Source organism: Pseudomonas sp. HK3, from assembly GCF_052920985.1.
On the sequence record NZ_JBREXD010000001.1, the window covers coordinates 1,638,680 to 1,650,572 of the forward strand.

The window sequence follows — 11,893 nt, forward strand, 5'->3', positions numbered from 1 at the left end:
AAGACTAATGATGGGGTTAGGTTAGATGAAGCCTAATTCGATTGCTTTTAAAACCGCTCGTGTTCTGTCGCGCACGCCTAATTTTTGCAAAATACAGGAGACTTGATTACGAACCGTGCCGACCGACTTATGCAGCGCATCGGCTATTTCATGATTAGAATAGCCGGCTGCAACCAAATTAAGAACCTGGGTTTCAATCGCGGTTAACTCACAAGAAGGATGTGTGTCGGTGTAGGATATGTGCGCTTTATTTTTTGTCAGAGTGACAGATTGGGCGGGCTTTACCCATGGAATGCCTTTGGCTAGTGATTCAATGGCGCAAACTAAATCATTTAAGCTGACATCTTTTTTTAGATAACCCATGGCGCCTAACTTTAGACAATTTAATACAAGGTCATGTTCGTCGAAGGTGGTAAGAATTAAGGTAGGCACGTTTATATTTTTTTGTTGCATGGCTTCAAGTACGCTTAAGCCGTCTCGTTTTGGCATGCGTAGGTCTAATAGCATGATATCGGGTGAGTATTGTTCCAATGCGGTTAACGCTTCGTCACCATCGCAGGCTTCTGCGATAACACTCATTTGAGGCGTCAATTGCAGTAATGCTTTAATGCCTTCACGTACTAAATTCTGATCATCAACAAGTAAAATTTTAATCATGGGCGTGATCCAGTGGTAGGTGAATCAGTAATTGACAGCCGGTTTCATTTTTTTGAATATTTAGTTTGCCATCTAATAGTTCGATTCGTTCTTGCATGCCAGTGAGGCCGTTGCCAGGTTGAATGCTTTGTGTGCTTTTGCCATTATCTTGTATGCGTAATGCTAATTGATTGTTATTTTTCTCTAAGTGTATTTGGCCATGAGTGCCCTTACTGTGCTTGAGCATGTTGGTTATTCCTTCTTGTACACAGCGTAACATCGCGTCGGCTAGCCTGACGTTGGTTAATGTTAGGTTTGGCTCTACATATAATGTCAGTTGAATACCGTCCACGTGTTCTGTTAGAGCATTTAGAGACTGGATAATATTGATATCTGTATTATGACGAATATCAGAAACTGCCTCACGTACATCACTCAGCAGCAGCTTTGTTATCTTTTGGGCCGTTTCAATATGCTCATTTTTTTGAGAGGAATCGGTATGGTAAGCTACTTCTAACTGCAAGCTTAATGCCGTGAGGTGGTGCCCCAATGCATCATGAAGGTCTCGTGATATTCTTAATCGTTCGTCACGCTTTGATGTGATGGATAGCAGTGCTTGAGTGGCTTTTAATTCACGCAGTAAGTGAGCGGTATATTCTTTCGCTTTACGTTCTGAAATATTTTTTAAACTGACCATTAGTGCAAAAATATTGAATAACATATATAGAAAAGCACTGATAAAAACATGTTGTTCGTCTAGCCACCATTCATGATAGACCGCTGTTAATAATGGAAAACCAATCGCGATCAATAAGCAAAACGTAAGCGATTTTACCTCGGCCAGTTTAGCCACCAAAATAATCATGAGTATAGCGGGAAAGCCAATTGAGAATAAAAACAAAATGGCAGATACGCTGATGATGGCGCCGTATAAACTAGCCTGAAAAAAATAATGCCTATTGGTTATTTTTTTGAACTCAAGATGATACAAAAAACATATGAACATAATAAAAAAAAGACTAACAGCCAATACACTATATACATTAACTGGCAACGAATGATGCGCGGGAGTGTCTAAAGACAGCCAACTATAAAAAGTGGCGCCTGCGACACTTAATGTTGTGAGTAAGGTTAGAACAAAGTCCCAACGGTTTAAAATGCTCACTGAATGCTCTTTCACTTAACGTATATCCTAATACCGGATTCTCTCATGGTTCGCACTTGAACCACATAGTGCAAATGTCATGATATATAGCCTGGTCAGTCGTGACATTTGACACATGCCTTAGCATACAGGTTGGCTTATTATTTTCTAAGTTTAACTTGGACGCATGCTAATGAAAAATACGAATAATACTCGAAAATCCACTGGTATCTTGGCCATTATGCTGTGTTGTGTAATTGGCAGTGTTGATCAAATGGCTCAGGCTGATGAACAAGCGGTTAAATATAACTTAGGCGGTGGCTATCTGGGCATGAATACGCCATGGCGGGGGCAAGGCTTTAAACACATATCGGTTCCAGTGGTGAGTGTAGAGTATAAAAACTGGCGATTCGGAATGGAGCACGGCCCCGTGCAATATGTGCTAATGCGTGAGCCGGTAGAGCTGGCTGTGAGTCTGGTTTATCGAGATGAAACCTATAATAATTATTTAGATTATGACGATACGCCCTCTAATGCCCGTGTGTTCAAAGGTTACAAGGACCCTCATGGTGAAGTAGCAGGGCGCTTTCATTTTCGTTATGAGCGATTTCAATTTTTGTTGGCACAGGATATTACAAATGTCTCAAACGGATTAACAGTAACGGCCGTTCTGGATATTCCGTTATGGTCAAAAGGTCCTGGTTTTCAAGTGTTCAGTTCCGTTGGGGTGTATTGGCAAGATGCCGATTACGTTGACCATGTATATGGTGTTAAGGCAAGCAATGCGGATGATAGCCTGGGGCGTTTCGTCTATGGCGGGTCAGAGTCGGTTAATCCATATTCATCATTAACCATGCACTATGCCATGACGCGTCATTGGGTTTGGGTTGCGCGCTATCAATATGAAAAATTAGATAATGCCATTTCAGATAGTCCGCTAGTGAATAAAACCTATAAACAAGAGATGCTTATTTTGCTTAGTTATCATCTGTAAAACAGTCCTTTTCAGTTCTGTATCATAGTATTCGCATGGTATAAGCGGATAATGCTTTGATATTTTGTGATGGGCTTTGTTATGTATTACTTATTTCCGCTCTTAGCTGTTTTGATTTGGGCGGGTAATACAATTATCAACAAGCTGACGGTTGGTGTGATTTACCCCGCAGAGATTGGTTTTTATCGCTGGGTGTTTGCGGCTGTGATTCTGACCCCATTTATGATTGTACCGACGATAAAAGCGTGGTCATCAATCAAGCCTTATCTTGCTAAGGTATTTGTTCTTGGCTCATTAGGCATGGCAGTGTTTCAAAGCCTTGCGTATTTTGCAGCGGACAAAACCAGCGCGGTAAATATGGGCATTGTTTTATCATTAATGCCGATCATGGCGTTGGTATTATCTATTATTGCTCTGGGACAGCGCTTAACATACGGTGCTTTATTGGGTTCTTGCTTGTCATTTATTGGAGTGCTTTGGGTTGTGACGGCAGGGGACTTATTCGCTATCACTCATCAAGGCATTAATTTTGGTGATGCATTAATGTTAATGGCGACGTTTGCGTATGCACTTTACAGTGCGTTATTGAAACGTTGGCAGATACCATTTGGTGCGATGCAATTACTTTATTTACAAGTCATAGTTGCCGTAGTTGTGCAGTTTCCATTATTTATGATGAGTGCCAGTTATGGATTAAATACGCAAAATTTACCGTTGGTTTTATATGCGTGTTTATTTGCTTCGATAGCGGCCCCACTGGCTTGGATGAGCGGAGTTAAGTTTTTGGGGCCAAGCCGAAACTCGATATTTTTCAACTTAATGCCCATTTTAACCGCAATTATTGCGATGCTGGTATTGGATGAACATTTGCATACTTATCATTATATTGGTGGCGCCATTACGCTGGTGGGCGTGGTCTTATCGGAGCGATGGACCCATGCGATAAGACCTGCCATAACTAATGGTTGATTACGCCCTGTAAGATACTAGTAATGATTGAATCTGAAAGCTTACCCGTGGGGAGCATAAAGCCTGATTAATCAGTTTAATGCGTGACTTTAATGTTGTGTTTTTGAATGAAACTATCAGATGCGAATGACCCAATTAATGCACCAGAAGATAAAGTGATCATGACAATAAACAGAGCAGCTAAAATGTATTCATTTTGAATTTGCTTCGCAAAGAAAAAATTTGCCATGGCAGATAAGGTAAATAGAACTAAAGCTATTTTGCCTGTCATGAAAAAGAACGGAATATCAAATGCCCATATTTCTTTATTAGCTTTAAATGAGGCTAAGCCAAAATAAACGTAAGCACCAATACATGCCAGTGCTATCAGTATAATAGGTAGGCCAAATGGCAACGGGTGAACGCTAATAAGGTGATAACCCATGCGTATGGAGTATATCGCAGCGATAAACCATAGAATCATGAGCGGTAAAATAATTAATCCCATAAGTGAATCCTTTTACATGATGGTAAAGATATAAATAGTATCACTGTGTCAATCACTCGTCATTGGTTTAACTTGTTATGATTGACACGAGCTACAGGATTATTTGTCTCAAGGCTAATTTCGCCCGCATTGCTTAAGAGCATTATTTAATGGGCCCATCGAGATTGGCTTATACATAATCATTAATTCAAGGTTACGTACGGTGCGTGCAAGCTTAGAACAGGTATCACCAGTGACAACGATAGCGGGTGTTTTTTTGCCAATTTGCGCGCGTAATTGTTTGATGGCATCGATACCACTTTCATCATGATCTAAGTGATAATTTGATAGTATTAGATCGGGGTTTCGGTTGCCATGAGGTATTAACTCTTGTGCTTCTTGAATTGATCTTGCTAGTAATGGAACACAGTTGCTCGCCTTTAACATTGCATTAAGCACTTCAAGAGTGCGTGCATCATTCTCGATAACCAAAACGATTTTTTCGGACGCATTAGATATAAATTTCTTAGGTAGCGGCGATGAACCATTATGACGAGTTGAAAGCGGTAGGCGTAACCTGAACTGAGTACCTTTTCCAATCTCTTTGATGAAACGGCAAGCTTTAAATTAAGTAGCCTATTAATTTTATGAACAATAGCTAAGCCCAATCCTGCTCCATTTTTGATGCTTTTTTCTGCGTTATTGAGTTGAAATGTGTAATCAAAAATAGAGGATAAATGTTCTTTCGAAATACCAATACCATGGTCAGTAATGCTGAGCTGAATGGCTTTATTTATGATCTGTGTTTTAATGTGAATACTACCTGAATCTGAATATTTTACCGCATTGCTTAACAGGTTTCTGATAAGTCGCCTAATCAGATTAGCTTCTGAGAAAATAATGATTGAGGTTGGATGATAAAATAATTTTATGCCTTTTATAGATGCTTCTATGTCAAACTCTTGTACTAAGGGGGTAATAATATTTTTAATATCAAAATGTGTTTTATTGATGGGGCGATGATTAAAATCTAGGCTAGTAAACTCCATAGTAGATGTAAACATATCAATAAAGTTGGTATGGCATAAGCGAAGCTGATCTAAAATGACCTTACCTTCTTTCGGGTTTGAAAGGTTAAACTCAAGGGCTTCTAAGCAAAGTCCCATTGCATGTAATGGTTGTTGAAGATCATGACTAGCGGTTCCAATAAACTTTGACTTGCTGATGTTTTCTTTTATTGCATTTTTACTTTTACGTTCAGCTATATGTCGCTTTTTAGCATGTTTATTTGCTAATTTTTTACTTTTCTCTGCTATCTCTAAATTTTGATTAATACTGCGGTGACAGTGGTAGCTAATGATTAAGCTGGTGGTAATACAAAGACCAATGCTCAATGCTGGGCTCGTCATTCCCATTGTATAAAAACGATATATTAATGATAAAAATATAGGAACAGAGAAAATATAAAACGCCGGAAGATAAGTTGACAACACGGGCAGCATTGTTGAAATAATACCAAGTATGGTAGCCACTAAAAATATAATCATTTCAGGTTGATTATCAGTTACAAATACCAATGAGCAATAGCACCATAATAAACTTGTGTACAGTGCTGATGTCAGAATTAGGAATTTTGACAGTTTTGGCCTTTTTACGGTTTCGTATTTATTTTCTATATATTGGCTAAAAATAAAACGACAAATTAAATTTATTAAACCTAATATTAGCCAGATTATAATTAGATGAGGGTCGCAATGATCCCATATCACGATACTAACAATGGTCATTAGAGCCGCGGTAACAAAAGCACACGAGATTGTGTGCTTGTATAAATAGCTAGCCTGCGAAAAAAAAGCAGCGGGGTCTTTCATGTAAAACACTCATGTGATTTAAAAAATAATGCCTTGCCTTTTGGCTTCAGCAGCACAATGAGTACGGTTGTCAGCGCTAAATAGTTGCATAACTAACGACACATGTTTTTTCACCGTGCCTATTGCGATATTCAAGATATTACTGATTTCTTTATTGTTATAGCCTTCTGAAATTAAGAGTAGAACTTCTCTTTGGCGACTGCTCAATGAAATAGAGGGCTCAATAGATTGGCTCGAGATAATTGATTGAATATTGGGCTGTATATAAAACGATTTTTGTCTTATTTGGCTTAAGCATGCCTCAATTGCTAATGAATTAGCATTCTTTGACATCATACCATTTACGCCGGCCTCGATGCATTGGGACAGCATATTTGCGTCATCGGATGCAGAAACAACGATGATTGGGCATAGGTATTTTTGTGATTGACAGTAATGGACTAATGCTATTCCATTAGTATCGGTTAAACTTAAATCAAGAAATATCCAATCTAAATCTAAATGTTCGTCCGTGATTGCCTGTGCACTCTTAACAGATGAACAATATAAGATTTTTGGCTCGTAAAACATTGATTGAAATATTTGACCTAAGCCAAATGAAAAGATGGGATGGTCGTCAACTATTAATATTTTTATTGTTTTCACGTGGATCTCCATAGCGCAACACTAGTCTATTTTTATAATTTATGAGTACTAGGTCTTAATCTAATATTTACGTTAAGCGTCATCGACTTTCTGTGGTCGATACCTCACTTTAGTAAAGCTACGTATTAAATTAAATAAAAGTTGCAACTTTATAATCGATATTGTTATTTCCTCTGCATCATCCAAACGTTAAATTGTCTGACACTTATATGCTTTCTAATTCAATAGAAAAATTGTGGACTATAAATATTTTTTCCTATTACGCCTATAAACAAGCGCTTGTTCGGTTTTGTCGATAAATTGTCATCAAATAATACATCTTTAAATTTCTGCCTATGTCAATAGGTCTTAAGACCCCCATGAATTTTCACATCCTATGCTAACGTTCTCGTCGAAATTAAGTGACGCCTGCTGGCCGTAAAAATTATAAATATTATGAAACCTAAAAATTAATTTAGGTTATATGGGGTTGTAGAAATGGAGATTCATAACTTAGCGAACAATGAAATTTGTCGATCAACAAATTTAAAAGAATTTGTTGAAAATAAAGCTATAGAGAATGCACTTCCAATTAAAGCCCCTTATTTGAAGCGCCCGAAATTTCAGTCCATTACGGAGTCCGAATTAATTATGCTGGCAAAAGATGGTGATTCATTATCATTTGAACAACTGATTAAAGAATACTCAGGAAAGCTTGAAAACTTTATAAAAAAGAATAGCTACGATAAATCCTATGTCGATGACTTATATCAGGAGACATTACTTCAGGCCTTGATTGGCATTAAAAGTTTTAATGGCGGGTCAACGTTTTCTACTTGGCTGCTGGGAATTGCGTTTAATCTTATTCGTAATCACTATAATCGATCACCACAATATAAATATAACCTCAGTAGTGATGATTTACTCGATGAACATGTATCCGATTTATTGAATCCTGAGCAATATATGGAACAATTTGATCGTATTTGTGAATTACAACTTCAATGTGAAAAACTGCCATCTCGAAGTCGAGACGTATTATCACTTTATGTGTTTGAAGGGGATAGTTATGAGCAGATCTCTGAGAAAATTGGAGAAAGTGTTTCGGCGGTGAAAAGCCGTTTGTTTCGTTCTCGCGTTAAAATAAGAGAAGCATTAGAGCCTTTTTTATAAAAGAGCGTTACATGAGTAACGCTCTTTTATCATCATGACTAAAATTTTAAACCTGTGTGGTTGTTTTCACTATTTCATTCATGAGGTTAACGATTTCTTTTAACGAACTGACGAGATTACTGCGGAATTTCTCCATTTCTTGGTAATCTTGTGAGGCTAGATCTGACGCTTTTTGGTGAGTTTGGCTCACGGCTTCGGTTTCTTTTTTCTCGGCTTCCATGGTTAAGTTGACTCCTTGGCCAACCCCACTGATCACCTGCCCACTGGCCATAATGCTTTGACTATAAGTCGTTGCATAAGCACTGGACATTCCACCTTTAGCTTGAAGTGCTGAAGCACTTTCTTTCATGGTATTGACCTGAGATAGCACTTTTGTGTCTGCTTGAGTGTGAGGCCCGTGTTGTAATTTAATAGCATCTGCCTTAGGTTGCAGTGCACTTGCTTGCTTGTTGAGATTATTGGCTTGTGCCATTTGAGTATTCGAGGTTTTTTGAGCACGGATCCCCATGGCACTTAACCCTACTGAAAACGCAAATGATACGATGGCGGTGACAAAAGCGGCCGTAGCTTGATCACGAGTGAGCGACGCGCTTTCTTTGAGTGCGTGTACGGCAGAGTCATGATGAATTTTTGTTTGTTCTCTTTGCTGATCTCGTAGTGCAATGCCCACTTTTGCAAGTAGCAACATGATTTCACCAATACCACTCATCATGCCATTTGCACCAGGCCAAGTAGGGGGCTCTGGCTGCTCTATATTCGGTTTACCATTAAAGTTTAATTTGTCCTTGATAAAATCAAATTGTTCTTCAAATTTTGCAAGGTTAATTTTAATGTCATAGTTTTGTTCGCTAACAAATGTTTGTTTAATTGATGCTGAAATTTCAAATGACATAATTATGCTCCTGTGCGAATAAAGACCATGGCTTGTGCCACTTCTTGCTTGCCTGAAATCATATTGGTAATACGCGCAATGGCATTTAAAAAATATTCCATGGCTTCTTCTAAATCTTCTTTTCGCATTTGAAGTGACAAACCAATTTCGTGAATCATGGCGGCAATTTCTTGCGCAGATGCTAGATGAGTCAATGAAGCTGATTCTGTAATGCCTGCTCCAAGATTACCGCCAGAGCCTGCTAAGCCTGCCACTGTGGTTGTTCCCGTAATAGCCGTGCGAGTCATATTGCCACTGGCGGCCATTGTTTTGATTAAACTTTGCATGGTATTGACTAAAGTATTGCTTGCGGAAGAGCCAACTTTGGCAGCGGTTGCTGACACGACAGAGGTGGCTCTAAATGCCAGTGAGCCTGCACTAGAAGCAACACTTGCGGCTTTTGTACCAGCATTTGCAATAACTGAAGCGCCGACGGTTGTACCGGCTGCTGCACCTGCACCTGCGGATGCACCAATTAAGATAACGAAATAAAGAGCCATGCCTAACCATTTGGCGGCATCCTCGCTCATGCCGGCCTTCTCAAGTAAGGTGCTAATACCCCCAGCAATACCGCCTTGCAATGTGCCTGTGTCTTTTAAAACTTGATCTGTAATACCAATCACACCACCGACAATCAGTGCGGCACCTAGCCCTGCGCCCACACCTGTTGCAATTAATAACGCGCCACCAATAATGGCGAGTGCACCGCCGATGTAACTCATAGCGCGACCAAAGGCTCCCCATTTTTCAGCTTGGCGGCTTTCTTCTAGCCATTCGAGCATTTCTTCCATTTTCTTTTCAAATTTTACTTTTTGTAGCTCTTGGTTTTTGTCCATTTGATCAAGTGCGCTGGTTTTTAAGGTTTCAGCAATCTTACTCATGATGGCACTGAGTTCAATTTCGTAGTTGCGAACTTCTTTGGGTGCTTCAATTTGAGGTTTGCCAGATTGACTTTGACCTGTGGTATCTATGGCTAAAATATCGGAGATTTTTCCGATTAAATCTTTTAGATTTTTAAAGTCGAGTTTTTCAAACTGGGTGTTTAAGTTAACACCGGAATAACTGGGATTAATGGTTGTCATGTTTTTATCCTTATAAGCGTTCGGTTGTCAGATGTGAGCGTTTTATGAGTGAATCAGATAGGTTTATATATCTATACGGCAGCCTGAAACTCATTAAATGTATTTAAAATAGCCTTAGATTTATTGGCGACCCATGCAAATTCCGGTTTACCTTGGGATAGGTCACAAGCCATTTCAAACGCAATGCAAGCGTCTTTAACGAGTTTTAAGTGGGTGTAACATTCACCCGCATGAAAGTGCGGTGTAGGGTCATGTATGCCAGCCGTTGTGGCGGCCATGCCGTAGGCTTCGGCCGCTTTTTCATAAGCTTTGTTTACTTGAAGTGAGGCACCAAGACCTTTCCAATATTTGCTTTCGTATGGGTTAAGCATAGCCAGCATGCTAAACGTGCGAATGGCATCTTCTAATTTTTCGGCTGAATAATAGTTGTAAGCGATGCCATACAGCGCCTCCATTTGTTCGGTATTGATGCCTTTCATTTCCTGAATCGTGCGGCCGTCTTGACTGATGCCGCTTAATATTCTGCCCAGTTCTTCTTCGGCAAAATTTTCAGGAAGGTTGTCGATGGTTGCTGCTGTTTGAGCCATGATGTTTTCCTCTTTATTTAGACAAGTGTGCGAATGAGGCCTTCTAGTACCTCATGGGCCTTTTTCAAGATGGTGGTGGTGGATTGGAGTAATTGATTTTGTTTGTTGATGATGTCGTTCAGCTTGATGACATCTGTTTCAACTTCGTTAGAGCGACCTTTAATCCAGTTATTAAGATATTCAATGTTGATTTGCCATTCTTTTGCATTATGGTCATTGTCATTCCCATTTCGATCAGTGGGGATGTTATGTCGGTTTAAAAACGTTTTCATTTCGCCAGAGACGGCGCGTAATCCGCCACCTTCGACACGGGTTTTTAATTCCTGCATATTTGCTAAGTGCTTGCCGCCTTGCTCAATAAGAGAATGTTTATTATTAACGGCTAAAATATATTTTTCGATTGCAGTTTTATACGAGGTAACATAAAGCGTCGCAATTGTGAAGGCGGCTTTATCAATTGAGAGGTGGCCGGTGTTAATGCCTGTTAATCTTCTTGATAAGAGCGCATCTGCTTCTACAATCGGTCGGTTAGCTGCAGCGACAGTGCCGTTAAAATTAGCCATAGTATTCCTTTGTTAAACAAGTGATTTAATTAAACCTTCTAGTACATCATGGGTTTTTTTCAATATTGTGGTGGTGGATTGGAGTAATTGATTTTGTTTATTAATTATGTCGTTTAATTTAATGACATCGGTTTCAACTTCATTTGATCGACCTTTAATCCAGTTGTTTAAGTATTCAATGTTAACTTGCCATTCTTTATCGTTTTGTTTTGTGTCATTTCCCTTTTTGTCATAATTAATTCCGTGACGATCTAAGAAGTTTTTCATGCCGTTAGGCATATTGGTATACCCTTGGCTGTTGCTTTCAGCCCTTATTTTGTGTTCTTGCATTTGGCTTAAATAAAACCCACCTTGTTCAATAAGGGAGTGTTTATTCGTGACGGCGGTTATGTATTTTTCGATGGCGCCTTTATAGGACTCCACATACCGTCTTGATACTTCAAAAGCGGCTATGTCGATGCTCATGCCATTGGTGTTTACATTAATCTTATTGCTTAATAAATTATCGGCATCAACGATTGGTTGGTTTGCTTGAGCAACCGTGCCTGAAAAATTACTCATGATGGGTACCTGTTAAATTCGGATGCCACGTATGGGGCGTTTAACTTTTGATAGAATAGGCTTGGGGTTAATGGTGCTTAATGAGATGTTAAATTCTTGGTCAAGCGCCTGATGAATGCTGTCAGTAATTGTCGAAGGAAGGTTATCTATAAATGCCTTTACGTCTTCGGGGAATTCGTTGGCCTGTAATGTCATGGCCTCGATCACCTCGTTATGCTTCTTTGAGGCCGTTGTTAGATTGTCTATTTTGGCTTTAAGGTCTTTGATCTTTTGCAGTGTCTCTTGCATGATG

General features: G+C 39.3%; 15 protein-coding genes. 3 read left to right on the forward strand and 12 right to left on the reverse strand.

Going from position 1 to position 11,893, the window contains the following annotated elements; genetic code table 11:
- Positions 1 to 21: 21 nt before the first annotated feature.
- Positions 22 to 657, reverse strand: coding sequence for a response regulator (locus ACU6U9_RS07570; RefSeq protein WP_446734427.1), 636 nt, complete (start codon positions 655 to 657; stop codon positions 22 to 24).
- Positions 650 to 1,801 (reverse strand): sensor histidine kinase, encoded by a 1,152-nt coding sequence (locus ACU6U9_RS07575; RefSeq protein ID WP_446734428.1) that lies wholly within the window; start codon positions 1,799 to 1,801, stop codon positions 650 to 652. The genes ACU6U9_RS07570 and ACU6U9_RS07575 overlap by 8 nt, the downstream gene beginning before the upstream one ends.
- Positions 1,802 to 1,973: 172 nt before the next feature.
- Between ACU6U9_RS07575 and ACU6U9_RS07580 the strand changes: the two genes are divergently transcribed.
- Positions 1,974 to 2,774, forward strand: a complete 801-nt coding sequence (locus ACU6U9_RS07580; RefSeq protein WP_446734429.1) for a MipA/OmpV family protein — start codon at positions 1,974 to 1,976, stop codon at positions 2,772 to 2,774.
- An 81-nt stretch (positions 2,775 to 2,855) separates the two neighbouring features.
- Entirely contained in the window at positions 2,856 to 3,743 is an 888-nt protein-coding gene (locus ACU6U9_RS07585; RefSeq protein WP_446734430.1) for a DMT family transporter, read from the forward strand.
- 76 nt (positions 3,744 to 3,819) lie between these two features.
- On the opposite strand, the gene ACU6U9_RS07590 is transcribed toward ACU6U9_RS07585, so the two are convergent.
- The 4 genes from ACU6U9_RS07590 to ACU6U9_RS07605 form a co-directional block, all read right to left on the reverse strand.
- Positions 3,820 to 4,230: a hypothetical protein gene (locus ACU6U9_RS07590; RefSeq protein ID WP_446734431.1), complete on the reverse strand. Its 411-nt coding sequence runs from the start codon at positions 4,228 to 4,230 to the stop codon at positions 3,820 to 3,822.
- A gap of 114 nt (positions 4,231 to 4,344) precedes the next feature.
- On the reverse strand, positions 4,345 to 4,656 hold the full coding sequence (locus tag ACU6U9_RS07595; RefSeq protein ID WP_446734432.1) for a hypothetical protein: 312 nt from the start codon (positions 4,654 to 4,656) through the stop codon (positions 4,345 to 4,347).
- The gene (locus ACU6U9_RS07600; protein WP_446734433.1) at positions 4,650 to 6,080 is read right to left on the reverse strand and encodes a sensor histidine kinase; all 1,431 of its coding nucleotides are present in this window, start codon (positions 6,078 to 6,080) and stop codon (positions 4,650 to 4,652) included. The genes ACU6U9_RS07595 and ACU6U9_RS07600 overlap by 7 nt, the downstream gene beginning before the upstream one ends.
- An 18-nt stretch (positions 6,081 to 6,098) precedes the next feature.
- Positions 6,099 to 6,725 (reverse strand): response regulator transcription factor, encoded by a 627-nt coding sequence (locus ACU6U9_RS07605; protein WP_446734434.1) that lies wholly within the window; start codon positions 6,723 to 6,725, stop codon positions 6,099 to 6,101.
- A gap of 477 nt (positions 6,726 to 7,202) precedes the next feature.
- On the opposite strand from ACU6U9_RS07605, the gene ACU6U9_RS07610 reads away from it, so the two are divergent.
- On the forward strand, positions 7,203 to 7,877 hold the full coding sequence (locus tag ACU6U9_RS07610; RefSeq protein WP_446734435.1) for an RNA polymerase sigma factor: 675 nt from the start codon (positions 7,203 to 7,205) through the stop codon (positions 7,875 to 7,877).
- Positions 7,878 to 7,923: 46 nt separating this feature from the next.
- On the opposite strand, the gene ACU6U9_RS07615 is transcribed toward ACU6U9_RS07610, so the two are convergent.
- The 6 genes from ACU6U9_RS07615 to ACU6U9_RS07640 all read right to left on the reverse strand — a co-directional run bounded on the left by ACU6U9_RS07615 (position 7,924) and on the right by ACU6U9_RS07640 (position 11,889).
- On the reverse strand, positions 7,924 to 8,769 hold the full coding sequence (locus ACU6U9_RS07615) for a hypothetical protein (RefSeq protein ID WP_446734436.1): 846 nt from the start codon (positions 8,767 to 8,769) through the stop codon (positions 7,924 to 7,926).
- 2 nt (positions 8,770 to 8,771) lie between these two features.
- Positions 8,772 to 9,890 (reverse strand): type III secretion system translocon subunit SctE, encoded by a 1,119-nt coding sequence (sctE, locus tag ACU6U9_RS07620; RefSeq protein WP_446734437.1) that lies wholly within the window; start codon positions 9,888 to 9,890, stop codon positions 8,772 to 8,774.
- A gap of 71 nt (positions 9,891 to 9,961) precedes the next feature.
- A complete protein-coding gene (locus ACU6U9_RS07625; RefSeq protein WP_446734438.1) occupies positions 9,962 to 10,477 on the reverse strand; it encodes a SycD/LcrH family type III secretion system chaperone in 516 nt (171 codons plus the stop codon).
- Positions 10,478 to 10,494: 17 nt separating this feature from the next.
- Entirely contained in the window at positions 10,495 to 11,040 is a 546-nt protein-coding gene (locus tag ACU6U9_RS07630; RefSeq protein ID WP_446734439.1) for a hypothetical protein, read from the reverse strand.
- 12 nt (positions 11,041 to 11,052) lie between these two features.
- Positions 11,053 to 11,601: a hypothetical protein gene (locus tag ACU6U9_RS07635; protein ID WP_446734440.1), complete on the reverse strand. Its 549-nt coding sequence runs from the start codon at positions 11,599 to 11,601 to the stop codon at positions 11,053 to 11,055.
- 12 nt (positions 11,602 to 11,613) lie between these two features.
- Positions 11,614 to 11,889, reverse strand: coding sequence for a hypothetical protein (locus ACU6U9_RS07640; protein WP_446734441.1), 276 nt, complete (start codon positions 11,887 to 11,889; stop codon positions 11,614 to 11,616).
- Positions 11,890 to 11,893: the final 4 nt, after the last annotated feature.